We start from the raw sequence: 23,060 nt of genomic DNA on the forward strand, positions 1-23,060 counted from the left end.
CAGAGCCTCCACAAAACTGAACTGACCGCTCGGCTTCGTCGTCATCGCAAGATCCCTGTTTCAAAAACAGGGAATCACATCCACACAATTTTGCAACAGGCCCCTTGTGGGAGAAGGTGGATCGGCGCGCAGCGCCGAGACGGTTGAGGGGTGGGTGACGGAGTGCCGTTGGCGCCAAGCTGGAACACCCCTCATCCGACCTCTTCGCGGCCACCTTCTCCCACAAGGGGAGAAGGGAAAGAATGCGCGGTTTCGGCCTCTCACCCTAGCGGCGGACCGACAATGTCGATGCCGTTTTCTGCGCAGAGCTGCACCAGTGCCGCGATGATTTCCGGTGTTGGTTGCATCTGCGGCGGCACCTCCGGCTGTTCGGCGGGACGGCTCGCCTGACGCAGCATCGTCTCGAAATCCGAACCGCGCGTGATGGTGAGCGTACGCGCGCCTTCGCGCGATTCGACCCGGTAGGTGTGCGGCAGGCCTTTCGGCGCAATGACGGTTTCGCCGGCTTCAGCAATGCGTTCGTGGCCGTCGATCTGAAAGCGCAGTCTCCCGTCCAGGATGTGAAACACTTCGTCCTCCCTGCGATGCACATGCAGGGGCGGGGAGTCGCCATAGGGCATGCGATGCTCGACGACGCAGGTGCCGTCCTCTCCTGCCGCCGACGAGACGTGGATCGCGACAAGCGTGTTGTTGAACCAGAAGAGTTCCTTGCCTGTGATCGTGCCGGGGGTCATTGTCATGGCCGTCTGATCCTCCTGTTGCCTGTGCCTGCTGGGCCGATGACGATCTAGCCAGGGATATGCCGACAACGGAAATCGAATGATCGTATGGGGCGAATTGATGCGATGAATTTGAACGCGCTCGACCTCAATCTCATCAGGGTGTTCGACGCCCTTCTGCGGGAGAGAAGCGTTACGCGTGCCGGCGAGCAGATCGGCCTCAGCCAGCCTGCCGTCAGCGCTGCGCTCAATCGCTTGCGGCATCTCCTCAACGACCAGCTGTTCGTGCGACGGGGCAATGACATGATGCCGACGCCACGCGCCGAGAGCATGGCCGAGCCGTTAAGCGTGGCGCTTCGTGAAATCGAACGCGTCTTCCACTCGGCCAAGGCGTTCGATCCGGTGGAACTGGAGCGAACCTTCACGTTCATGGGTGCGGATTTCTTTTCCATGATGCTGATGCCAACTTTAGCGGCGCGCATCGCGGGTGCCGCGCCGCGCGCGTCGCTAAGGTTTCTCGACAGCGCGCGCGGCGACGTCTCGCGGCTGCTCCAGGACGATGAAATCGACGTAGCGCTCGAGCGTCCGCTGGAGGTCTCCGACTGGGTCTCAAGCACGCCTCTGTTCCATTCACCATTCGCCATCATCGCCGCGAGCGACAACGCTGCGATCAGGCAGGCGGGGATCATGGAAGGCGAGCTTCTACCGATCGACCTCTTCTGCGAACTGCCCCATATTCTTCGTTCTATCGATGGCTCGATGTCGGGGTCCACCGACGAGGCGCTCCGCAAGATCGGACGAACGCGCCGTGTAAGCCTGACCCTGCCGCACTTTCAGGCTGTCGCATTGGCAGTGGCAAACGGAAACCACCTCGCGGCAGTTCCCAGGCAGTTCGCGGTTTGGGCGGCCAAGACCCTGCCGCTCGTCATCTTTGAACCGCCACTTCCCATTGCTGTTCCGGAAATCAGGATGTACTGGCACGCGCGCCACGACGACGAGCCACCCCATCGCTGGGTTCGCGATCAGGTCCTGGAGGCGGTAGGCGCACTCGGATTCGTAGAAAGCGGCGCCGCGGAAAATGCCGGCGCCTGGTCTGGCGACCGGACGGATCACCCCGCGGTATAGCCACCGTCGACGGAGAAGATGCCACCGCTGGTCCAGGCGGCCTCTTCGCTGGCCAGATAAACCGCGATACCGGCCAGATCGTCAGGGCGGCCGATTCTGCCGAGCGGATAGCTGCGCTCGACATAGGCTTTCAGCTCGGCCTTTGCCTCGGCCGGCAAATTGTCGACGGTCTTGCGCCGCATGGCGGTGTCGACCGTGCCGGGCGCGATGGCGTTGACGCGGATGCCGCGCGGGCCGAGTTCGAAGGCCAGCGATTTGGTCAGCGAGTTCAACGCGCCCTTCGACAGGGAATAGAGGCTCGACGGCCGCTTCGGGATCATCTTGTTGGCGAAGTAGGACGAGATGTTGATCACCGATGCGCCGGCAGCCAGATGCGGCAGCAGGCCCTGGGTGAGGAAGAACACCGCCGTCACATTGAGCGCGAAGGATTGCTGGAACTGCGCCTCGCTGACGGTTTCGAACGGCACCAGGAAAGCCACTCCGGCATTGTTGACGAGGATATCAAGCGGCCTGCCGGATTTTTTCACCTGCTCGACGACGGCCGCGATGCCGGCCGATGTGGCAAGATCGGCCGACAGCGTCTCGATAGTGCCGCCGAGTTGCTCGCGGGCAGCGTCGAGCTTCTTGGTGTCGCGGCCGACGATCAGGACGTCCGCACCCTCGCGCAAAAAGGCTTCTGCGATTGCCAGGCCGATACCGTCCGATCCACCGGTGACCAGCGCGCGCTTGTTGTGAAGTCTCATGGGATGCTCCGAGATTTATGCGTCGTCGAGAGCGCCGTACATTGGCGGCCAAGGTCAAGCCGTCAGCCTATCCCACGGTATGAACTTCGACCGTTGCCATCCGGCAGGCCAGCCGAGTTGGTTTAAGCCCCGGCGGTCGCAAGCTTCCCCAAAGTCAACCGACCCGCGACATAATTCTTGACCTGGCGGACCGCCTGTTCCCGCGACACGCTGCCCGGCTGCAGGCCGAGCCGCAGCCAAAGCCCGTCGATCAGCGCGGTGACACCAAGCGCGATGTCGTCGGCATCCGCCGGCGAGGCGAGGCCGCGCAGGCCCGACAACAGGTTCGAGCGCATGCGCGCATGGATCACCCGCTGGATACGGGCCATCTTCTCGTCGCGCGGCACCTCGGCGCAGAGCGACAGCCAGGCATGGCACAGAGGCGGCTGGAACAGATGCTCCTCGAAATTGCCCTCGATCACCGCATCCATGCGCTCCATCGGCGTACGCGCCCGGCGAAGCCGCGCGATCACCGCCTGGCACAGGACGGCATTGGCCTCGCGCATCGCGTGCTCGAACAATTCCTGCTTGTTGCGGAAATAGTGCAGCACGATGCCCTTGGAGGCACCTGCCTGGACGGCCACTTTTTCCAGGGTCGCACCGGCAATGCCTTCGCGCTCCAGCACCGCGAAGGCCGCCTGCCGCAGCTCCTTGCGGCGGATATCACTGAGACGCTTGAGTTTCACGGGATCGGTCCATGCATCGCGAATCCACGTTGACATTTTCGTCCGATCAGATCAACAATTGACCAGTGGGACAATAAAAAGACCGATTGGTCAATTTGATGACAATGAGGAGAACCGAAATGTTCCGCATCCTTGCAAATGGCGTCTGTCTTGCCGCGCTGATATTGGCCTCGAATGCGGCCCAGGCGGCCGATGCCGAGCAGTGCAGGGCCGTGCGCATGGCCGAGCCCGGCTGGAACGACCTTGCCTTCACCACTGCAACAGCCAATGTCCTGCTGCAGGCGCTCGGCTATCAGCCGCAAAGCCAGGTTCTTGGCATCAACGTCATCTACGAGGGCATGAAAAACAACGATCTCGACCTGTTCCTGGGCTACTGGGATCCGGCCATGGTCACCTATTACGAGCCCTACAAGAAGGACGGCTCGGTCGAGAATGTGCGCGTCAATCTCGTAGGCGCCAAATACACATTCGCCGTGCCGACCTATGTCTGGGAGGCCGGCGTCAAGGACATCTCCGACCTGCACAAGTTCGCCGACAAGTTCGGCAAGAAAATGTACGGCATCGAGCCCGGCTCCAACCAGTTGATGATGGACGCCGTCGCCGATCCCGCCTTTGGCCTGGACGGCTGGCAGGTGGTCGAGTCCAGCGAAGCCGGCATGCTGTCGGAGGTCGGCTACGAGATCAAGGAAAAGCAGTTCATCGTCTTTCAGGGCTGGGCGCCGCATCCGATGAACACGATGTACGACTTCAAATATCTGACCGGCGGCGACAAGTTCTTCGGCCCGAATTTCGGTGCCGCGACGGTGACGACGCAGGTGCGCAAGGGCTATCTCGAGCAGTGCCCGAACGTCGCGCAATTCCTCGGGAATCTCATCTTCGACATCGATTTCGAAAATGTCGGCATGGGCTATCTGATCAATGACGGCATGAAGCCGGAGGACGGTGCGCTGAAGGCAATCACGGCCAACAAGAGCCGCCTCGACGCCTGGCTCGCCGGCGTCACCACTTTTGACGGCAAGCCGGGCCTCGCCGCAGTCAAGGAAAAGCTCGGCCTGTGAGAGCGGCCGCGCTCGATGACTTGCCGAAGCAGGCTGTGGTGGCGGAGCAGGGCGCCTGGGCCGGCCGCAAGCAGTTCGTCACTGTCGGCGATCTCGACATCGCCTATGTCGAGATATCGGGCGCCGAGCCGGCACTTCTATTGGTGCACGGCTTCACCGACACCAGCCGCAGTTTTTCGCTTCTGGCGCCATATCTGGCCGGCCGCCGTCTGATCATGCCGGATCTGCGCGGCCACGGCGCCTCGCAGGCTGGCAAGAACTGCGGCATCGCCGATCTTGCCGATGATATCGCCGGGCTGATCCAGAGTTTACAACTCGACCGACCGGTCGTCGTCGGCCATTCGCTGGGCGCCATGGTGGCTGTCGCTTTGGCTGCGGGGCACAAGGAGTTGATCGGCGGGCTGGTGGTCCTGGCCGGCACGTTGAAGCCCGATTTCGCGCCGGGTCATCCGCTGGTGGTGAGCGTCGAGGCCCTGCGAGATCCGATATCGCCGACCGATCCGTTCTATGCCTGGTGGCATGCCTGTCGTCCCGACGTGCCCGCAGCCTTTCTCACCGGCTTGGCGCAAGAGGCCTCGGCGATGCCGATCCCGCGCTGGCGCGCGATTCTCGAGGAAATCCGCCGCGCCGACCTGACCGATGCTGCGCGGGCCGTGCAGGCCCGGACGCTGATCATCGCCGGCGCGTGCGACCCGCTGTTCGGCGAGGCGCACCAGCAGGCGTTGCAATCCGCTCTTGCAGAAGCCGTCTTCGTTCGGGCCGAGAGCTGTGGCCACAACCCGCATTGGGAAGATCCAGGCCTCGTCGCCAAGGCCATCATCGAGGCGTTTGAAGTCTGATGCATGTCGCCCAAAAGTGCCCCCGGTTTTGGGAGAACGACATGCACAAAAAAGGCCTATTCCTAAAGCGCGTCGACGCGCTTTAGGAATAGCGCCCGACCAGCGATTGCGATGTCGGCGACAGCCGCAAGGTCTCCGTTGGTTTGGTCAGGCCGAGCTGCGCGGCCTGCCAAAAATCCTGCCATGCCGGAGAGGCGGCGAGGGCGGCCTTGTGTCGGGCATGCGCCTCGGTGCTGGCAAAACCCATGACGCTGATGAAGACGTTTTCTTCAGCCCGTACCGGCAGGCGCGGAAAACTGTTTTCGGCATGCTCCGAAACGAAAGCGGCGAGCAGGCGCGCGTCGGCCGTCATCAGGCACGCCGTCTCAGTCTCGAAGCGAGTGGCGAAATCAGCCTCTGTGCCGGGCTGCAAGTGATGAATCTCGATGACAACGATGCCGGTCAGCGGTTTGTTTTGAATGGACTTTTCGTCATCGGCCAGGCTTGGCCGCTGCTTGCCCGCGAGGTCGAAGCCGGCGCCCGGCCACGCCGGCTTGAGCAGCAGCACATCGTCGGAATCGATCATCGTTGCGTTGGCCGCATCACTGTGCGCCGCCCAGACCGGCCCGCCATAAAAAGCGGCGAGAGCATTTTTCCGCGCATCCATGCCGTCGAAGCCGCGCATCCAGACGAACATGTCAGGCCGATCGAGGTCCCGGAACTGGCCGATGATGGTCATGCCGGCGTCCTCCTGGCCCTCGATCAGCCTGCTGTCGAAGATGTCGATGAGCGTGTCGCGCCGGCCGGGCTTCAGTGTGTATTGCCGAAGCTCGACGACAGGCGAGGCGAGCGCTGAGGGTTTCGTCGCGACGTTCTGGGGCAGGTTCATCCGGCATTCTCCAAAACAGGGTGATCATCCTGTTTTGTAAAACAGACCGGTTGTCCTGTTTTGTCAACATGCTAAAGTTCGGCAATGTCAGCAGAGATGACCGTCCAGCCAAAACCGCGCCCGGGAAAACGCATCAACGACCCTGAAGGCATGCGCAAGAAAGTGCTCGATGTCGCCGAGGACGCGTTCCAGGCGCGCGGCTATCACGCCTCCAGCATCGGCGATCTGATGGCGGCGGCTGATGTCAGCGGCGGAGCGCTGCATCACCATTTCCCGACCAAGAAGGCGCTGGCGCTGGCTGTGATCGACGAGCGTGTGGCGGCAGCAGTCGAAGAGACATGGATCGCGCCGGTGCTGGCGGCGGCGTCAGTGCGCGAGGGCGTGCGCTCGGTGTTCGAGGCCGTGGCGGCGGAACTGGAGCAGCAGGGGTTCGTGCGCGGCTGCCCGCTCAACAATCTGGCGCACGAACTGTCGCTTGCCGATCCCGATTTCCGCCTTGCCCTTGCCGGTATCTTTGGCGGGTGGCGGCAGGCGATTGCCGACAAGGTGCGTGCCGACCAGCAGGCGGGCAAGGACGAGGGCACGGACCCCGAACGCTTCGCCGCGCTGACGGTCGCCGCCTATTCCGGGGCGATGTCGATGGCCAAGACGGCGCAGGATGCCGGTGTGCTGCGGGATTGCCTGGCGGGGCTGGAGCGCAGCGCGCCGTCGCAGGGCCGCTTGGTTGCCAGGCGACGCAACAGGATACTGCCACGGCCGAGAATTATTTGATGTCGGCGGGACAGCACCCCCCTCTGGCCTGCCGGCCATCTCCCCCGCAAGGAGGGAGATCTGCAGCATCGGCGCTCGCTCGTACCTTCACCGGTGGAGATTGGCGAAAGCCGGTGTGACAGCCAATCTCCCCCCTTGCGGGGGAAATGTCCGGGAGGACAGAGGGGGGTGTGCAGGATCGCGACGCAGCCACTTCTCTCGACCTTGCGGCTTCGCTCTGGCTGACACGAGGGGGAAGCGAAGAAGCCTGGGCTCTTACCTACTCCGCCAGCGGCTTGATCGTCTCGTAGCCGTTGACGGATTCCGAACTGGTGCCTTCATCGTAGCGCCGCGCGAGCGCGGCTTGCAGATCGGGAGCATAGAGGGCGGTGAATGAATCCAGCGTCTCGCCGGCGCCGTTCTTGAAGGTCTCCTTGACCGCCAGGACATTGTATTTGCAATCGCCCAGACGGAATGTCTCCTTGCCCTTGACGACCAGGCTCAGCGTCTTGGTGCCCTTCGGCGGCTTGTTCGGCGACAGCTCGACGAACTCTATCGCGGCCTTTGCCCCCGCCTTCAGCGGGAACAGCTTTCGCAGATCGGAAAACGGGATCATCGCCTGGCGGCCGGTGTCGCTGTCGCGAAACACCTCGATCAGGCCGGCGAACAGATATTGGGTCTGGGGCGATTGCGATTCGTAGGTGTTGGCAACCGACATCATCCCGCCGGCCACGGGCCGAAATTCGCTCTGGATGCCGGGTCTCGCCAGAACGAAACCCTTCCTGGCGGACTTGGCATCGACGCAAGCGGCGGCATGCGCGGTGCTCGCGCACAACATCGCGGCCAGGATCATCCAGATAGGTGCGGCTTTCATTTTTCCTCCTCCTCCGCTTGCGCAGCGAGACATGCCAGACCCGTGGCGTCATGTCGATGATGGCGCAGAGGCGCTGGACGACCGGCTGCTGTCCATGCTGAATCAGCAGATGATGAATCGCCGTTCGACTGGATCGCTTTCCCGACGCAACTTCCTGGTACAGGCTGCAGGATTTGCCGCGGCCGGCGCCTTGCCGCGGCCGGCCTTAGGCCAGACCGGGCAACGCGTCCAGTCGATCGACGCCACCTTCCTGTTCATCGCCGATGTCCATGCCTGCCGCATGGCGAGCGGCTTGAGCCCCAACTGCCTGCAAGAAGGCAAGACCGACGCCGCGCTGCTGCGCAACGTGGCGGTGCTGAATGCGCTTGGCGACAAGGACTGGCCGGCCGAGATCAATGGCGTCGCCACCGGCCTGCGTTCGGCCGGCAAGATAGGCGCGCCGCTCGGCCTTGTCGTCGGCGGCGACATCACCGACGATGGCGGCGGCCAGATCACCCAGCCGAGCGAGGGCACCCAACTGCTCCAGTTCAGCCAGCGCTACAGCCAAGGCGTCGGTCCGGATCGCGTGCACATGCCGGTTTATGTCGGGCTCGGCAACCATGATCTCGACCAGAACGGGCCGCCGCACCATGTCGACTGGTACCGGCGCGAACTGCGCGACTATGTCGAGGTCAACCATCGCGCCGGCGTGTTCTTCAAGCCGCCAGTGCCGGCCACCGACTATGATGTCGACACCGACTGCTACTCCTGGGACTGGGGCGGCCTGCATCTGATCCAGACGCATCGTTTCGCCGGCGATACCAGCCACGGTGCCGAGAGCAGCCTGCCATGGCTGAAGCAGGACCTGGCGACCTATGCGGCGGACGGCCGCCCGGTCGTCCTGTTCCAGCATTATGGCTGGGACACTTTCTCGGTGGAACGCTGGGATGCCGCCAGGAGCCACTTTGATGATGACGGCACCGGTGCGCCGCATTGGTGGAGCGAGGCCGACCGGCAGGCGCTGCTGGCGGCGCTCAAGGGCTACAATGTCGTCGGCATTTTCCATGGCCACCAGCACGAAACGCCGCTGATCTATCGCAGGGACGGGATCGACCTGTTCAAGCCGAAGGCTGCCTATATGGGCGGTTTCGCCCTGGCCAGGGTGACCAGCAACGGCATGGACGTGGTGCTGGGCGAGGCGATCGGCGATAATGGCGAGGTCGTGTTCACCAATGCTTTCAGCAAGGGCTGGAGCACCTGAAAAAGGCGGCCTTCGCGACCGCCTTTCCCTCGATAACAACGCGTTCCTCGATGCGGATCAGAGCGCCTTCCTGACCTTGTCCTTGACGTCGCCATAGGCCTTCTGCACCTTGCCGGCGATCCTGTCGGCCGTGCCTTCGGCCTGGGTCTGCCGGTTGCCGGTTGCCTTGCCGGCGGCTTCCTTGACCGAGCCCTTGACCTGCTTGGCCACGCCCGCGACCTGATCCTTGTTCACCATTTTTGCGCATCTCCCGGGATTTTGAATTCGAAGGAATTCATTGCGGTAGCTAACGAGCCGATGTCGGTTAGGTTCCAGGCGTCGCCCGGACGGCAGATCAGGTCGCGCGGCCGCCGCCTGGGGCAAGGTCGGTGGGCTAGGCTGTGAACACGCGCCGACGATGGGAATTGGGTGGCCAAGCGTGCGGGGAGAAAAATGGCAGAATTTGCGCTCTATATCGGCAACAAGTGTTTCTCCTCATGGTCGCTGCGGCCATGGGTGGCGATGAGGCATCTGGAGATCCCGTTCGAGGAAGGTTTCGTACGGCTGCGCACGCCTGAAACTTTTGCCAATCTGGCAAAAGTGTCGCCGACCGGTCAGGTGCCGGTGCTGAATCACAACGGCAAGATCGTCTGGGAAACCCTTGCCATCCTTGAATATCTCGCCGACCTGTTTCCCGAGAAAAAGCTCTGGCCCGCCGATATCGACGCCCGTGCGCTGGCGCGTTCGGCCGCGGCCGAGATGCATTCCGGCTTTCGCGAGGTTCGCTATGGCTGGCCGATGAATTTGCGTCGGCCGAAGGGCCACAAGCCGCTTGACGCCGAGGGCGAGGCGCAACGCGCCCGCATCGAGGCGCTGTGGCGCGAGTGCCGGGAAAAATACGGCAAGGGCGGCCCGTTCCTGTTCGGCCATTTCACTGCGGCCGACGCCATGTATGCGCCTGTCGTCACCCGTTTCGACACCTATGGCGGCACGCTGGCGCAGGATACGCGCGCCTATGTCGATGCCGTGCTGGCAACGCCGGCGATGCGCCACTGGTATGCCGAGGCGGCCAGGGAGACGTGGCCGGAACCCGGCCCGGACGAATAGGATGCAAAAGAAAACGCCCCTCGCACCTTTTATCGTGCGGGGGGCGTCTTTGCCATCAACTGTTATTCGATTGCTCTCATGAACTGCTGATGACACCGAATAAATGCGCGTCTGCGCAGATGGTTCCTGGATGCCGGAAAACTTTTTTCAAGTTGGCGCAAGCGCGCTGTTTGGGGTCCGATTTGCCGTCATGTCAGGTGTTTTGGCCAGGTGGTTTGGGAGAATTCCGCAGCTGTGGCTTTATGCAAATTTGACAGCGCCCCAAAAGAAGCCTATAAGCAAATCGTCGATATTTGTTTGACTGACTTTTGTTATCCGCGCTTTCGAGCGCGCCTTTGACGAACTTCCCACATCAAAAATCGGGACAAACGACGTTGTGCATCCGCATGGCGTCGAACGAATATTTGCCATGGAAAGGGTTCGTCATGAGCACCGGCACAGTTAAATGGTTCAACGCCACCAAAGGTTTTGGTTTTATTCAGCCTGACGACGGCTCGGCCGACGTTTTTGTCCACATCTCGGCCGTAGAGCGCGCCGGCATGCGCGACATCGTCGAGGGCCAGAAGCTCGGCTACGAGATGGTCCGCGACAACAAGTCGGGCAAGATGTCCGCCGACCAGTTGAAGGCGGCCTGAAAAACGAATTCAGCTCTCCCGGTGACCACGGATGTACTGGCACCGGTGAGTGGCGAATTCGGGCGCATGGCCGCGGAGACCTGAGTTTCCACGGCATACCATGTGCATAAGCAGGGCGTTCCCGTGCACCCCCGGTGCATCCTTTTGGATGTCGTCTGGTTGCGCGACGCTCTCATGGAAGGTCAGGCGGTGCCTGGCCTTTTTCATTTTGCGCGCCTTGCCGCCGAAAGTGCGCTGCGTGCCGGCCTGGACGTGCTAAGGGACGCTCCAGCAATTTGAATTCGCCGCGCGTATTGCTTTGTGCGTGATCCTGACCGAAGACCCGGTCTCGCTCCATCGGCACAGGCTCCTGACAGGAGAAAGATTTGACCACCAGTTCAAAGACAACCGTCGATCAGGCCGTGTCCCTGTTCAGCAAGACGCAAACCCAGTCGATGTCGCTCAACCGCATCAATTCCGAGCGCGACGCCGTCAGCGAGGCACGCGAAGCCAAGACCGCGCGTCTGCGCGAATTGCGCCTGGAGAAGGAGGCCGACGAGATGGCCGCCGCCGCCGCGCTAGCCGCTTTGCCGAAGCGGGCCGGAAGACGCTGATGGCCACCAAACGCGTACCGCCAACACCGATCGCCGCCGACGCAACCATTGCCGACATGGTCGAAGGCCTCGACAAGCCGGTCGAATTCGTCCGGCGTGTGCTGGAGAAGCTCGAACGCTGCAAGCGTGCCCACGGCGATGCCCAGGTGCGCGTCGGCGTGCGCGGCCGCGCCGAATGCCCGAACTACCTGATCGAATATGTCCGCGAAGATGCCAAGACCCATGAGCGGGTGACTTATCAGGACGCCGCCTACAGCGGCAGCACGCATCGCGAGCTGGCGGCCCATCACATCGAGGCGGTGAAAAACTGGTCGCCCGAGGAAATGAACATCACGGCCGTTTCGGCGCTGATCGGCCGCCTGCGCAATCCGCGTGCCCCATCATCGCGCTTCGCCGACGAGGACTGACATGGCCATAAAATTCTCCTCCAAGGATCAGCCGGCAGCCTCGGGTGCCGCGGCAAAACCGGCCAAGCCGGCTGTCGCGCCGAAGGCCGGCGACGCCACCGATGCCGCGACCGATCTGTTCAAGTCGCCGGCGGATTCGCCGAAGGGCAAGACGGCTAAGAAGAAATAGCGCCTTGCCGCAAGACGCCGATCGCAACCCCGCCGCGCCAGGGCTGTCCGCCCTGGTGGCCGCCGCAAGCGTTTTGTCGTCGCAACAGGGCACCTTCGATTGCCAAAGCTGCGGTGCCTGCTGTTCCTATTCGGCCGAGTGGCCGCGCTTTTCCACCGAGGATGACGCACAGCTCGACCGTATCCCGGAAAAATATGTCGCATCAGACCTGTCGGGCATGCGCTGCGAGGGCGTGCGCTGTTCGGCGCTGTCCGGCGAGATCGGCAAGTCGACCGCTTGCGGCATCTACGACGTCCGGCCGGACGTCTGTCGCGCCTGCATGCCCGGCGACGAGGAGTGTCTGATGGCACGCCGAGCGCTCGGATTGCCGGTGTAGCCAATCTCCGATCGCCTCCGCTTGTGCGCCGACCCGCAGCCCGATACGTTCCTGGCCGGGTCGGGTGCCGGAGGAACCATCGTGAGCATCGAATTTCTGTTGACGTCGCTGATCGTCGTGGCTTCGCCCGGCACCGGCGTTCTCTACACGCTGAGCGCCGGCCTTTCGCGCGGCGCGCGGGCCAGCGTCATCGCCGCCTTCGGCTGCACGCTCGGCATCATCCCACACATGGCCGCCGCCATCACCGGCCTTGCGGCGCTGCTGCACACCAGCGCCCTCGCTTTCGAGACGCTGAAATATCTCGGCGTCGCCTACCTGCTCTACATGGCCTGGAACACGCTGAAGGAGAAGGGCGGCCTCAGCGTCGAGCAGGATGTGACGCCGCGTTCGGCCGGCAAGGTGATTGCCACCGGTATCCTCGTCAACGTGCTCAATCCGAAACTGTCGATCTTCTTCTTCGCCTTCCTGCCGCAATTCGTCAGCACCACCGAGCCCAATGCGCTGTCGAAGATGCTGGAACTGAGTTCCGTCTTCATGCTTTTGACCTTCGTGGTTTTCGTCGGCTACGGCATCTTCGCCGCCTCGATCCGCAGCCACGTCGTCTCGCGGCCAATGGTGTTGACCTGGATGCGCCGGACCTTCGCCGGCGCCTTCGTCATGCTCGGCGCGAAGCTGGCGCTGGCCGATCGGTAGCGCCACGGGGAGCGGTTCAGTCTCGCTGATCCGCTCCTCTTTGTTGCGCTATTCCGGGCGAAAAGCCGTTATGCGCTTTCGGGGAATTGCTCGGGCACGCTACCCCTTCACATAGCCCATCGCTTCGACGATCCGCCCGCCGGCCACGCGCATGAGGTTGACGCCGCGCAGCGAATTGCCGTCGGTCATGAAATAGCGCCAGCGGATCGTTGCCCGGTCGCCGGCAACGAAGGTTTCCTCGATATCGAAGCGCGTGCCGGCCTGGGTTGCTATCGCCGCCCAAAGCCCGACGCACGCCGCTTGACCGGCATAACGGGCGCCGTCCGGCGCTGGCACGGTGTTCTCGATCACGCAATCCTCAGCCACCAGCTCGGCGAGTGCCGAAGGATCATGGCGTTGGAATACGTCGTTGTAGCGCCGCATGATCTCGGCCGTCTGCTGGGACAGGTCGTACGCGGCTGCGTCCATGACAAGCTCCTGTGTCATCTTCTTTCTCCTGGCTTCATTGGCCTTTGGTGGCTTCGACGAGTGTTGCCTTGAGGGTGATCTGGGACACGCCGGCAAGGGCCCGCGAGACGAGGCAGCCCGCCTTGGCGGACTGTGCAAGGCGCTCGAATTCATCTTCGGCAAGTCCCGCGACCTCTGCCTCGGTTTCGAGTTCGATGCGGGTGATCGTCGGACCGGCAGCGGTTGCGCCAAGATGCACCTTGGCGACGGTGCTGATGCTTGTCGGAACATGATTGGCGTTGCCCAGTATGGCGCTCAGCGCCATCGAGAAGCAGCCTGCATGCGCTGCGGCGATCAGTTCCTCCGGATTGGTGCCCGGACCGTTCTCGAAACGCGACGGGAAGGAATAGGCGCCTTCGAAGACGCCGCTGCCGAGCCGCAACCGTCCCGAACCTTCCTTCAGCGTCCCCTGTCATTTGGCCGAGGCTTCACGAATTGTCATTGTCGTTCTCCCTTCGCATGGCATTCCTCAGGAATATATAGACTGATCTACATATTATGTAGACCGATTGTCATATTCTGCGCAAGGCCTATAGTGATTCCTGCTGACAGAGGTTGACATGGCCAACGACACCCGCACCCGCATACTCGAGACGACTGGGCTGCTGCTCAGGCAGCGCGGCTATCACGGCACCTCGCTCAACGACATATTGAGCGCCAGCGGCGCACCGCGGGGCTCGCTCTATTTTCATTTTCCCGGCGGCAAGGACCAACTGGTCATCGAGGTGACGCGCGCTAGCGTTGCCGACGTGACGGAGAGGCTGGGCGAAGCGCTGGCTGCCGAAAAGGATCCGGCGGTGGCCGTCCATCATATCTACCAGTCGGTGGGGCGCATGCTGGAAGACAACCAGTTTTCGCTCGGCTGTCCGGTCGCGCCTGTCGTGCTGGACTCGCCCACCGACGTGCCGGAACTGGCGGAGTTGTGCCGCTCGGCCTTCGAACAGTGGATAGGCCTGCTGCGGGACGCCTTCGTCAGGGCAGGGGTGCCCGAGCGCCGCGCGCATGCATTGGCACTGCTGGTCGAATCGTCGCTGGAAGGACTGATGGTGATCGCCCGCGCCACCCGCGACCGCGCCCCGGTACAGGCCGTGGCCGATGAGGTGGCGGCGCTGATCGAAGCCGCGGTGCTTGCCGGCGAGGTAAAGCAACGCGCGGATGCCGCCGTCTGAGAGGCCACAACGACCGCTGCGCAAAACAAAAAGGGCGGCATCTCTGCCGCCCTTTCCGTATCTGAAGGCTGATAGGGCTGGATTAGAAATCCATACCGCCCATACCGCCCATACCGCCGCCCATGCCGCCAGGCATGCCGCCGCCGCCAGCCGACTCCTTCTTCGGAGCCTCCGCGATCATGGCTTCGGTGGTGACCAGCAGGCCGGCGACCGAGGCCGCGTCCTGGAGAGCGGTGCGGACGACCTTGACCGGATCGACGATACCCATGGCGATCATGTCGCCATATTCGCCGGTCTGGGCGTTGTAGCCGAAGGTCAAGCCCTTGTTCTCAAGGATCTTGCCGGCAACGATCGATGCTTCCGCACCGGCGTTGGCCGCGATCTGGCGGGCCGGAGCCTGCAGCGCACGACGAACGATGTTGATGCCGGCGGCCTGGTCGGCGTTGACGCCGGTGGCCTTGATGTTGGCCGAAGCGCGCAGCAGGGCTACGCCACCACCAGCAACGATGCCTTCTTCGACGGCCGCGCGGGTCGCGTTGAGGGCGTCATCGACGCGGTCCTTCTTTTCCTTGACTTCGACTTCCGTCGCACCGCCGACGCGGATCACCGCAACGCCGCCGGCGAGCTTCGCCAGACGTTCCTGCAGCTTCTCCTTGTCGTAGTCCGAAGTGGTCTCTTCGATCTGCTGCTTGATCTGGGCGACGCGGCCCTGGATCTCGGCCTTCTTGCCGGCGCCGTCGACGATGGTGGTGTTCTCCTTGGAGATCGACACCTTCTTGGCGCGGCCGAGCATGTTGAGGCCGACGTTCTCGAGCTTGATGCCGAGGTCTTCCGAGATGACCTGGCCACCGGTGAGGATGGCGATGTCTTCCAGCATGGCCTTGCGGCGATCACCGAAGCCCGGCGCCTTGACGGCGGCGATCTTCAGGCCGCCACGCAGCTTGTTGACGACCAGCGTGGCCAGAGCCTCGCCTTCGACGTCTTCCGAGATGATGAGCAGCGGCTTCGAGGTCTGCACGACGGCTTCGAGAACCGGCAGCATGGCCTGGAGGTTGGACAGCTTCTTCTCGTGCAGGAGGATGTAGACGTCCTCGAGCTCGGCAACCATCTTGTCGGCGTTGGTGACGAAGTAGGGCGAGAGGTAGCCGCGGTCGAACTGCATGCCTTCGACGACTTCGAGTTCGGTCTCGGCGGTCTTGGCTTCTTCAACCGTGATGACGCCTTCGTTGCCGACCTTCTGCATCGCTTCCGCGATCATCTTGCCGACCGACTCGTCGCCATTGGCCGAGATCGTGCCGACCTGGGCGACTTCCTCGGAGGTCTTGATCTTCTTGGCAGCCTTGCCGAGCGCCGCGACGACTTCGACGACGGCCAGATCGATGCCGCGCTTCAGGTCCATCGGGTTCATGCCGGCGGCAACGGCCTTGTGGCCTTCCTGGACGATCGACTGTGCCAGAACGGTTGCGGTCGTGGTGCCGTCGCCGGCGATGTCGTTGGTCTTGGAAGCAACTTCGCGGACCATCTGCGCGCCCATGTTCTCGAACTTGTCTTCAAGCTCGATTTCCTTGGCGACGGTGACGCCGTCCTTGGTGATGCGCGGGGCGCCGAACGACTTGTCGATGACGACGTTGCGGCCCTTGGGGCCGAGCGTGACCTTCACCGCGTCGGCGAGGATGTTGACGCCGCGCAGCATGCGCTCGCGGGCATCACGGGAGAATTTTACGTCTTTGGCAGCCATTTTTAGCTCCTGGCAGGGGCTTTGATCGAGCCCGGGAATTCAGTTGACGGAAAGGCCTGATATCAGCCGATGATGCCCATGATGTCGGATTCCTTCATGATCAGAAGGTCTTCGCCATTGAGCTTGACTTCGGTGCCCGACCACTTGCCGAACAGGATGCGGTCGCCGGCCTTGACGTCCAGCGGGACCAGCTTGCCAGCTTCGTCACGAGCGCCGGAGCCGACGGCGATGATCTCGCCTTCCTGCGGCTTTTCCTTTGCCGTGTCGGGGATGATGATCCCGCCAGCGGTCTTGGATTCGGATTCGACCCGGCGAACGACCACGCGGTCATGAAGCGGGCGGAACTTCGACTTTGCCATTTTTTCTTCCTCGATGAGAACGGTGAGAAACAGTTCCTCCATCCGGCGGCGCCGGACATGTGGTTAGCACTCACCAAAGGCGAGTGCTAACGTGGCGCTGAAATAGGCTGGCGGCTTTTGAGAGTCAAGGTGCGCGAAGGCCGCGATGCGAGCGAAATTTTTCTCATGCTGCCGCACGATTTAACAAAGCCTGGGTTGCGCCTGCCCCGGCTCGAGTGCCGTCCTGCTATCTTCAGTGTCTTGGCGCCCGCAGCACCAACAGCGGGCATCGCTCGGCGAGCCCATAGCTCCCGGTCAAAGCGATGCGAACATCACCAAAGAACGCTTCCGCCTCGCTCGCCAATGCAGTCGCCGGCGCGAAGGTGTAGATGGCCGGCGAGTTCCGATAGACATCGATGGTGCCGATGGTGGGCAGGTCCCAGCCCGTGCGAGCCGAAAGCTCTTTGCGGTCAGGAAACAGTGCATCGAACCTTTCCGCGATCATCCTGACCGGAATGGCATGGTCGGGCGCATCGCCCGTCGCGGTCATTGCGACGCGCCATTTGAGTTCGTGGAAGGTCGAGACACCGCCCGACAGTGCAAGCGCCCGCACCGCCGCCGGATCGTCCGGTGTTTCGGGACCGGCAAAGAGACGCAGTCCCGCTCGGCCGCCGGTGCGCAGTACGCCGGCGATCGCCGCAAACAGCGCCCGGCGCGCGGTTGAAAGGCCGAGCGCCGACAGGCAGCCATCGCCGATCACCGCATCTATGCTTGCGTCCGACACCGGCAAGTCGAGCCAGTCGCCGTTGATTGCCTTTCGCAACGCGGTGTCGCCTGGCCAGATACCGGCGATCATGTCGGAGGATTCGTCGACGGCCATCATCGTCGTCCCGAGCCCGGCGAGTTCCGGCGTCACGCCGAGCAGAATGACGTGCGCCTTCGAAAGGTCGAGCTCACGCTCATAGGCCTCAACCGCTTCCGCTGGCGGCCGCAACGGTGGCCCGAGCAACTGCCAGTGCCCTCGAATGGCATTCCAATGGTCGGTCATCCACACCCCCAAGCCGGCATTGTATTTGCAGGCATAATGGAGGACGCTAATGAAGCCAAGCTCGGGGGGCGCATGACACGCATCGCGGTTATTACGCATGAGTTCGACAGGTTCGAACGCCGGCGTGGCCTGCTGTTTCGCCGCCGGAGCTCCTATATGCTTTTCGGTTTGCTGGAGGAACTGAAGCGACGCGGTCATTCCGTCCGCATAATCCCCGGAACGTCGGCAAAGCCGGAGGCCGACATCGCGGTGCTGCACGTCGATGCGACTGTGACGCCCCCCGAATATGTCGAATACGCACGCGCTTTTCCCTTCTGCCTGAACATCGGAGCCGCCGACATCTCCAAGCGACGCGTCAGTGGCGCGGTGATCGGCAAGGAGGACGACTGGCAAGGACCGGTCATCGTCAAGAGCAATCTCAACAATCTCGGGATGCGGGAGCAAGCGCTCAACCGGCGATCGCTGCGAGCCGGGAAGCCGAAGCCGTTTCCCGGCGTCGAGCTCATCGAGGGTTATCGCGTCTATGCATCCCTTTCGGATGTTGCGCCGGAGGTCTTCGACCGCAGCGATCTCGTCGTCGAAAAATTCATTCCCGAGCCGGAGGCGGACGGCTTTGGAGCCCGCTTCTGGATATTCTGCGGCGAGCGCGAGCGCTGCACCCGCCATGTCTCGCCGCAGAGCCTCGTCAAGGGAGACGACACGATCCGCCGTGAGCCGGTTCCGGTTCCCGACGAGCTTCGCACGTTGCGGCGCCGGCTTGGCTTTGACTACGGAAAGTTCGATTTCGTCATGCATGAGGGCAGGGCGGTGCTGCTTGATGCCAACAAGACGCCCGGTGGCGCCCGCAATCTTTCTGCGTTTCTCGCTGCCGGCAATGCCAATCTTGCCGAAGGCTTCGAAGCCCTAGTCCGCCAGGTCGCATAGCGGGCGTTCTGATGCTTGCGATGCCCGACACCTCTCATTCGCGGCAGCTTGCTGACGATCGCCACGGCTACAAAAACAGCCGCAGCTGGGTGTGAATGATAGACCGGTAATCCTCGATGGTCTGGCGGCTTTCCGGTTCGCCCTCGGCGAGCGCCAGGCGCACCACGCCGCCGGCGAGCTGGAAGATCAGCAGAACCATGCGTTCGAACTGCTCGCGCCTCTCGGGCTCGAGCAAGGCGATGACGTGGTCGCAGAACATTTTGGCTTGGTACCGGGTTTCCGCGATGTCGAGGTTCTTGAGCGCCTTGTCGGCCTGGATGGCGTTCTGCAGATCCTGGATGGCCGGATCGCCGGCGACACGGTTGAGATAATCATCGAGCAGCCGGTCAGCGGCCACGATCACATCCTTCGCCTCGTGGATTTCGGCGATGATCGTCGTCAGCCGTGCCCGGCTGACCTCTGAAAACCGCTCATAGAGCATCGCCAGGATCGCCGATTTGTTGGGAAAATAGTGGTAGACGGTGGCGATCGGCCCGCCCGCCAGCATGCCGACCTCCTTCATGGTGACGGCGTCGATACCCTTTTCCCCGATCAGCCGCATGGTCGTCGACAGGATCGCGTCGATGCGCTCGCGGCTGCGTTCCTGCTTGGGCCTGCGCCTCGGCTCGGTCGCCATTCTTTTCAATTCGGTCATGCACCGATCTTTCGCACGGTTTTCAAATTCCGGTTGACAAGAAATATGATCAAGTATCAGTTTCTGAAATACTGACAGGTTGTCAGCTTTTTTGCCGCACGGCAAGGACGTTGGGAGGCGCCTTTGGCTTCGACAGATACCGGCCATGCAGGCAGCGGCGACTGGCTGGTCGGCAATCCGACCGGCCGGCAGCTGGCGTCTGCCCTGTGGATCGGTTCGGTCGGCCTGCTCATTCTAGGCCTGCAGCCGGTGCTGCTTGGCGCCCTTTACACCGAGGGTCATGTCAGCGGCGATGAACTGGCGCTGGTCGCCACCGCCGAGATGATCGCCATTGCCATCGGTTCGGCTGTCGTGGCGATGCTGCTCTCGGCGCACAACATGCGCTGGAAAAGTGCCGTCCTTCTGCTGCTGCTGGCGCTGGCCAATGTGTGGACGGCCTATGCCGCAACCGCCAACACGCTGATCGCGGCCCGCGCCCTGGCCGGGCTCGCCGAGGGCGGTCTGGTCGCCATCGCCACCGAACTGATCGCCCGCTCGCGGCGCGCCGAGCGCATCGGCGGCTATTTCGTCACCATGCAGACGCTGGCGCAATGCGCGCTTGCCCTGCTGCTGGCGCTTTATGTCATTCCGGCCGCCGGGTCGGCGGGCGGCTTCATCGTTCTTGCCGTCGTCTGCGTCGTGTCGCTGGCGGTCGCCTTCACCGTACCCGGTGACTATGCCGACCTGCCCAAGGAAGAGAATTTGGCCAATGTGCTGACTGTTCCCTCGATGACCGCGCTGTTGTCGGTCTTCTGCTACTTCATGTTCTTCGGCGCGGTCTGGGCTTTTCTGGAGCCGCTTGGCGCGCAATACGGCATCGATGGCCGCACCGTTGGCCTGATCGTCTCGGCCAGCCTCGCGGTGCAGGTCCTGGGGGCGATGACGGCGACCGCGTTCGAGGCGCGCATCGATTATCGCCTTGCCATCGCGGCGATCGGCGTCGTCGCGCTTGTCAGTTCCCTGGTTCTTGCCAGTAGCCCCGGCCTGACGACGTTCTGGGTCGCTGCCCTGGCCATGGGCTTTATCCTGCTGTTCATCGTGCCCTACCAGATCCGTCTGGCGATCACCGCCGACGAGACACGCACCGCCGTGCTGCTGGTGCCGGCAGCCCAACTTTTCGGCCTGGCAATCGGACCCATCGCGGCGTCGCTGCTCATTGATGGCAAGGATTTCCGGCCGGTGCCGGAATTCGCCGCCGCCAGTGCGGTGGCCAGCGTGGCGCTGCTCGGTCTCTTCGTCCTTGTGTCACGTCGCCGTCGTGCGGTTGCCTGAGCGGGGAGTGGGATGTCAAACATTTGGAGCAACTGGTCGGGCTTTGTAAGTGCCGAGCCCAAGCTGATCGCCAGCCCCGGCGATGCCGGTGAGCTCGGTGATCTCGTCCGGACCGCGCCTGGCCCGGTGCGCGTCGCCGGCGCCGGTCATTCCTTCACGCCGCTGGTGAAATCGCAGGGCACGATCCTGTCCCTGGAGAGACTGGAAGGGCTGGTCTCGCACGACGCGCAAAAACATCAGGCGCGGGTGCGGGCAGGAACCCGGCTCGGCGCGCTGATGGGCATCCTGCAAGGTATTGGCCAGGGCCTGCCCAACATGGGCGATATCGACCGCCAGGCGATCGGCGGCGCGCTGGGCACAGCCACGCACGGCTCGGGACCGACGCTCGGCGCCTATCACACGCAACTGGAGACGGTGCAGATCGTCGACGGGCTTGGCAAGCTCCGCGACTTCAAGCGGGCAGGGGATCAGGACATGATCCATGCCATCGGTGTCGCGCTCGGCGCTTTCGGCGTGCTCACCGAAGTGACGCTGAACAACATCGCGACCTACCGGTTGCGCCGCCGCAAATGGGTGCTGCCGATCACCGAGATGCTGCGCGATTTCGAGGCAATGATGGCCGCGCATCGCTCGGCCGAATTCTACTATATTCCGTTTTCCGGCTATGCGCAGTTCATCGCCAGCGATTTCAGCGACGCCGCACCCACCACACGGCCGCCGGAAGAGGACGAGGCGGGTTTGAGGACACTGCGCAGGCTGCGCACCTCACTTGCCTGGCTGCCATCGCTGCGTGGCCGTCTGATCCTGGGCGCCATCGCCAAATTGCCGGCCGAGGACTACGTGCAGGACTGGCTCAACGTCTATGCCAGCGACCGGCAGACCAAGTTCAACGAGATGGAATATCATTTGCCGTTCGAGGAAGGGCCGAAGGCGCTGGCCGAGATCATCGAGCTGACCGAGAAGCGTTTTCCCGAGGTCTATTTCCCGATGGAGGTGCGCTCGGTCGCGCCGGACCAGTTCTGGCTTTCGCCATTCTACAACAGGCTGACCTGCTCCATCGCCATCCACCATGATGCAGCGAACGATCCGTTGCCGTTCATGCGGGCGGCAGAGCCGATCTTCCGCAGATATGGCGGCCGGCCGCATTGGGGCAAGATGCACAGCCTGAAAGCGGCGGATCTGAAAAAGCTCTACCCGCGCTGGGACGATGCCATGGCGGTGCGCCGCGACGTCGATCCGCAAAACCGCTTCGTCACGCCCTATATGGCCGGCCTGTTCGGCATCGAATGATGAGCACCTATTTTTCCACCCTGTCCGATGCGCTGAAGGAAGCCGGCATCTTCCAGCCCTGCCTGCTGCTCGATCGCGACCGGCTGGACGGCAACATTGCCCTGGTAAAGGAGAGACTGGATCCCGGCCTGGCCGTGCGGCTGGTCGACAAATCGCTCGCCTGCCTGCCGCTGCTTGCGCATATCGGCAAGGCGCTCGGCAGTGAGCGCTTCATGACCTTCCATCCGCCGATCAGCGAGGCGGTGCTGAAGGCGTTTCCGGATGCCGATCTGCTGTATGGCAAGCCGATGCCTGTCGATGCGGCAAGGGCTGTGCTTTCGAGGGGCGTGGTCGACTGGTCGCGTGTCTGCTGGCTGATCGACAGCGAGGAGAGACTGGCGGAATATGGCGCCCTCGCTGGCGAACTCGGCATCGGCCTGCGCATCGCTTTCGAGATCGATGTCGGGCTGCATCGCGGCGGGTTCGCCAATCCTGAGGCCTTGTCGAAGGCGTTGAGCGCGTTGCCGGCCCGGCTGCATTGCGAAGGCGTCATGGCCTACGAGGCGCATGCGCCGCTCATTCCCGGCCTTTTCGGCGGACCGGCAAAGGCATTGGCCAAGGCGTCGGCGGAGGCCTCGGCGTTCGTCGCCTGTCTCGGCGCCGACCAGCGCCGTATCCTGAACATCGGCGGCAGCAAGACCGCGCTGCTTCATCATGGCGGCATGGCCAACGAGGTCTCGATGGGCTCGGCCTTCGTGCTGCCCAGTGATTTCGATACGCCAGGCCTCGACGGCTTCCAGCCGGCGGCCTTCATCGCCACGCCGATCTTGAAAATGGTCGAGCCGATGCTGCCTGGCCCGCCGGCCGTCACCCGCCTGCTGCAGGCGCTCGGCCGCTTCCCGCGCAAGGGCTGCTATCTCTATGGCGGCAAGTGGATGGCCGAGCCCGTCTTCCCCGAAGGCATGAAGGCGAACGGGCTGCTCGGCCTGTCCTCCAACCAGCAATTCATGGGCTTGCCCGCCGACGCGACCGCAAAGCCCGGCGACTACGCGTTTCTAAGGCCGACGCAGAGCGAAGCCGTGCTGCAGCAGTTCGGGTCGATCGCTGTGTTTTCCGGCGGCGGGATAGTCGATCGCTGGCCGGCGCTGCCGATGGCCTGACC

29 protein-coding genes are annotated in these 23,060 nt (G+C 63.0%); 17 read left to right on the top strand and 12 right to left on the bottom strand.

From position 1 onward, the window contains the following. Positions 1 to 260: 260 nt before the first annotated feature. The gene (locus NKK51_RS15930; protein WP_023814131.1) at positions 261 to 734 is read right to left on the bottom strand and encodes a cupin domain-containing protein; all 474 of its coding nucleotides are present in this window, start codon (positions 732 to 734) and stop codon (positions 261 to 263) included. Positions 735 to 845: 111 nt separating this feature from the next. Between NKK51_RS15930 and NKK51_RS15935 the strand changes: the two genes are divergently transcribed. Next, complete coding sequence (locus NKK51_RS15935) at positions 846 to 1,844, top strand: LysR family transcriptional regulator (RefSeq protein WP_352553844.1); 999 nt, start codon at positions 846 to 848, stop codon at positions 1,842 to 1,844. Here NKK51_RS15935 and NKK51_RS15940 read toward each other — a convergent pair. After that, on the bottom strand, positions 1,829 to 2,587 hold the full coding sequence (locus NKK51_RS15940) for an SDR family NAD(P)-dependent oxidoreductase (RefSeq protein ID WP_352553846.1): 759 nt from the start codon (positions 2,585 to 2,587) through the stop codon (positions 1,829 to 1,831). The two genes, NKK51_RS15935 and NKK51_RS15940, sit on opposite strands and share 16 nt — an antisense overlap. Positions 2,588 to 2,709: 122 nt before the next feature. Then, positions 2,710 to 3,348, bottom strand: coding sequence for a choline-binding transcriptional repressor BetI (gene betI / locus NKK51_RS15945; protein ID WP_352553848.1), 639 nt, complete (start codon positions 3,346 to 3,348; stop codon positions 2,710 to 2,712). Positions 3,349 to 3,431: 83 nt separating this feature from the next. Between betI and choX the strand changes: the two genes are divergently transcribed. Next, positions 3,432 to 4,370 (top strand): choline ABC transporter substrate-binding protein, encoded by a 939-nt coding sequence (choX, locus tag NKK51_RS15950; protein ID WP_352553850.1) that lies wholly within the window; start codon positions 3,432 to 3,434, stop codon positions 4,368 to 4,370. After that, entirely contained in the window at positions 4,367 to 5,209 is an 843-nt protein-coding gene (locus NKK51_RS15955) for an alpha/beta fold hydrolase (protein WP_352553852.1), read from the top strand. Before choX ends, NKK51_RS15955 begins: the two co-directional genes overlap by 4 nt. A gap of 82 nt (positions 5,210 to 5,291) precedes the next feature. On the opposite strand, the gene NKK51_RS15960 is transcribed toward NKK51_RS15955, so the two are convergent. Continuing rightward, complete coding sequence (locus NKK51_RS15960; protein WP_352553854.1) at positions 5,292 to 6,077, bottom strand: NIPSNAP family protein; 786 nt, start codon at positions 6,075 to 6,077, stop codon at positions 5,292 to 5,294. A 96-nt stretch (positions 6,078 to 6,173) separates the two neighbouring features. Between NKK51_RS15960 and NKK51_RS15965 the strand changes: the two genes are divergently transcribed. After that, positions 6,174 to 6,848, top strand: a complete 675-nt coding sequence (locus NKK51_RS15965; RefSeq protein WP_352553856.1) for a TetR/AcrR family transcriptional regulator — start codon at positions 6,174 to 6,176, stop codon at positions 6,846 to 6,848. A 259-nt stretch (positions 6,849 to 7,107) separates the two neighbouring features. Here NKK51_RS15965 and NKK51_RS15970 read toward each other — a convergent pair whose 3' ends face one another. After that, positions 7,108 to 7,701, bottom strand: a complete 594-nt coding sequence (locus NKK51_RS15970) for a hypothetical protein (RefSeq protein WP_352553858.1) — start codon at positions 7,699 to 7,701, stop codon at positions 7,108 to 7,110. Positions 7,702 to 7,810: 109 nt separating this feature from the next. Here NKK51_RS15970 and NKK51_RS15975 point away from each other — a divergent pair, with 109 nt between their 5' ends. After that, the gene (locus tag NKK51_RS15975) at positions 7,811 to 8,941 is read left to right on the top strand and encodes a metallophosphoesterase (RefSeq protein WP_352553998.1); all 1,131 of its coding nucleotides are present in this window, start codon (positions 7,811 to 7,813) and stop codon (positions 8,939 to 8,941) included. A gap of 57 nt (positions 8,942 to 8,998) precedes the next feature. Here the strand turns inward: NKK51_RS15975 and NKK51_RS15980 are convergent, their stop codons facing one another. Next, complete coding sequence (locus tag NKK51_RS15980; protein WP_023814141.1) at positions 8,999 to 9,178, bottom strand: CsbD family protein; 180 nt, start codon at positions 9,176 to 9,178, stop codon at positions 8,999 to 9,001. A gap of 195 nt (positions 9,179 to 9,373) precedes the next feature. Here NKK51_RS15980 and NKK51_RS15985 point away from each other — a divergent pair, with 195 nt between their 5' ends. The 7 genes from NKK51_RS15985 (at position 9,374) to NKK51_RS16015 (ending at position 12,900) form a co-directional block, all read left to right on the top strand. Further along, on the top strand, positions 9,374 to 10,027 hold the full coding sequence (locus tag NKK51_RS15985) for a glutathione S-transferase family protein (protein ID WP_352553860.1): 654 nt from the start codon (positions 9,374 to 9,376) through the stop codon (positions 10,025 to 10,027). Between the two features lie 425 nt (positions 10,028 to 10,452). Next, positions 10,453 to 10,662 (top strand): cold-shock protein, encoded by a 210-nt coding sequence (locus tag NKK51_RS15990; RefSeq protein WP_010915421.1) that lies wholly within the window; start codon positions 10,453 to 10,455, stop codon positions 10,660 to 10,662. Positions 10,663 to 11,027: 365 nt separating this feature from the next. Then, a complete protein-coding gene (locus NKK51_RS15995; RefSeq protein WP_013532399.1) occupies positions 11,028 to 11,255 on the top strand; it encodes a hypothetical protein in 228 nt (75 codons plus the stop codon). Next, positions 11,255 to 11,662: a hypothetical protein gene (locus NKK51_RS16000; protein ID WP_013532398.1), complete on the top strand. Its 408-nt coding sequence runs from the start codon at positions 11,255 to 11,257 to the stop codon at positions 11,660 to 11,662. The genes NKK51_RS15995 and NKK51_RS16000 overlap by 1 nt, the downstream gene beginning before the upstream one ends. A 1-nt stretch (position 11,663) precedes the next feature. Continuing rightward, positions 11,664 to 11,831, top strand: coding sequence for a hypothetical protein (locus tag NKK51_RS16005; RefSeq protein WP_352553862.1), 168 nt, complete (start codon positions 11,664 to 11,666; stop codon positions 11,829 to 11,831). Positions 11,832 to 11,835: 4 nt separating this feature from the next. Continuing rightward, positions 11,836 to 12,207, top strand: coding sequence for a YkgJ family cysteine cluster protein (locus NKK51_RS16010; protein WP_352553863.1), 372 nt, complete (start codon positions 11,836 to 11,838; stop codon positions 12,205 to 12,207). Between the two features lie 81 nt (positions 12,208 to 12,288). Then, the gene (locus NKK51_RS16015) at positions 12,289 to 12,900 is read left to right on the top strand and encodes a LysE family translocator (protein ID WP_013532395.1); all 612 of its coding nucleotides are present in this window, start codon (positions 12,289 to 12,291) and stop codon (positions 12,898 to 12,900) included. Positions 12,901 to 12,999: 99 nt separating this feature from the next. Here the strand turns inward: NKK51_RS16015 and NKK51_RS16020 are convergent, their stop codons facing one another. Together NKK51_RS16020 and NKK51_RS16025 are read right to left on the bottom strand one after the other, a co-directional pair. Beyond that, positions 13,000 to 13,386, bottom strand: a complete 387-nt coding sequence (locus NKK51_RS16020; protein WP_128306034.1) for a nuclear transport factor 2 family protein — start codon at positions 13,384 to 13,386, stop codon at positions 13,000 to 13,002. Between the two features lie 16 nt (positions 13,387 to 13,402). Continuing rightward, positions 13,403 to 13,810: an OsmC family peroxiredoxin gene (locus tag NKK51_RS16025; RefSeq protein WP_352553999.1), complete on the bottom strand. Its 408-nt coding sequence runs from the start codon at positions 13,808 to 13,810 to the stop codon at positions 13,403 to 13,405. A gap of 157 nt (positions 13,811 to 13,967) precedes the next feature. Here NKK51_RS16025 and NKK51_RS16030 point away from each other — a divergent pair, with 157 nt between their 5' ends. Next, complete coding sequence (locus tag NKK51_RS16030) at positions 13,968 to 14,576, top strand: TetR/AcrR family transcriptional regulator (protein WP_023814150.1); 609 nt, start codon at positions 13,968 to 13,970, stop codon at positions 14,574 to 14,576. Positions 14,577 to 14,658: 82 nt separating this feature from the next. On the opposite strand, the gene groL is transcribed toward NKK51_RS16030, so the two are convergent. From groL to NKK51_RS16045, 3 genes are all read right to left on the bottom strand, one after another. Beyond that, positions 14,659 to 16,314 carry a chaperonin GroEL gene (gene groL / locus NKK51_RS16035; RefSeq protein WP_352553866.1) on the bottom strand — a complete coding sequence of 552 codons (1,656 nt, stop codon included), beginning with the start codon at positions 16,312 to 16,314 and terminating at the stop codon, positions 14,659 to 14,661. Between the two features lie 62 nt (positions 16,315 to 16,376). Continuing rightward, the gene (gene groES, locus NKK51_RS16040) at positions 16,377 to 16,673 is read right to left on the bottom strand and encodes a co-chaperone GroES (RefSeq protein ID WP_006203049.1); all 297 of its coding nucleotides are present in this window, start codon (positions 16,671 to 16,673) and stop codon (positions 16,377 to 16,379) included. 232 nt (positions 16,674 to 16,905) lie between these two features. Continuing rightward, on the bottom strand, positions 16,906 to 17,700 hold the full coding sequence (locus NKK51_RS16045; protein WP_128304812.1) for a class I SAM-dependent methyltransferase: 795 nt from the start codon (positions 17,698 to 17,700) through the stop codon (positions 16,906 to 16,908). 72 nt (positions 17,701 to 17,772) lie between these two features. Here NKK51_RS16045 and NKK51_RS16050 point away from each other — a divergent pair, with 72 nt between their 5' ends. Next, positions 17,773 to 18,624: an ATP-grasp domain-containing protein gene (locus NKK51_RS16050; protein ID WP_128304811.1), complete on the top strand. Its 852-nt coding sequence runs from the start codon at positions 17,773 to 17,775 to the stop codon at positions 18,622 to 18,624. Positions 18,625 to 18,691: 67 nt separating this feature from the next. On the opposite strand, the gene NKK51_RS16055 is transcribed toward NKK51_RS16050, so the two are convergent. Continuing rightward, entirely contained in the window at positions 18,692 to 19,318 is a 627-nt protein-coding gene (locus NKK51_RS16055) for a TetR/AcrR family transcriptional regulator (protein ID WP_352553869.1), read from the bottom strand. A gap of 123 nt (positions 19,319 to 19,441) precedes the next feature. On the opposite strand from NKK51_RS16055, the gene NKK51_RS16060 reads away from it, so the two are divergent. From NKK51_RS16060 to NKK51_RS16070, 3 genes are read left to right on the top strand one after another with little or no spacing between them, the layout of a single operon-like run. Beyond that, positions 19,442 to 20,629 carry an MFS transporter gene (locus tag NKK51_RS16060; RefSeq protein ID WP_352553871.1) on the top strand — a complete coding sequence of 396 codons (1,188 nt, stop codon included), beginning with the start codon at positions 19,442 to 19,444 and terminating at the stop codon, positions 20,627 to 20,629. Between the two features lie 12 nt (positions 20,630 to 20,641). Next, a complete protein-coding gene (locus NKK51_RS16065) occupies positions 20,642 to 21,919 on the top strand; it encodes a D-arabinono-1,4-lactone oxidase (protein ID WP_352553873.1) in 1,278 nt (425 codons plus the stop codon). After that, positions 21,919 to 23,058, top strand: coding sequence for a DSD1 family PLP-dependent enzyme (locus NKK51_RS16070; protein ID WP_352553875.1), 1,140 nt, complete (start codon positions 21,919 to 21,921; stop codon positions 23,056 to 23,058). Before NKK51_RS16065 ends, NKK51_RS16070 begins: the two co-directional genes overlap by 1 nt. The last annotated feature ends 2 nt before the right edge of the window (positions 23,059 to 23,060 follow it).

This window comes from Mesorhizobium sp. M0011, from assembly GCF_040324155.1.
GTDB lineage: Bacteria > Pseudomonadota > Alphaproteobacteria > Rhizobiales > Rhizobiaceae > Mesorhizobium.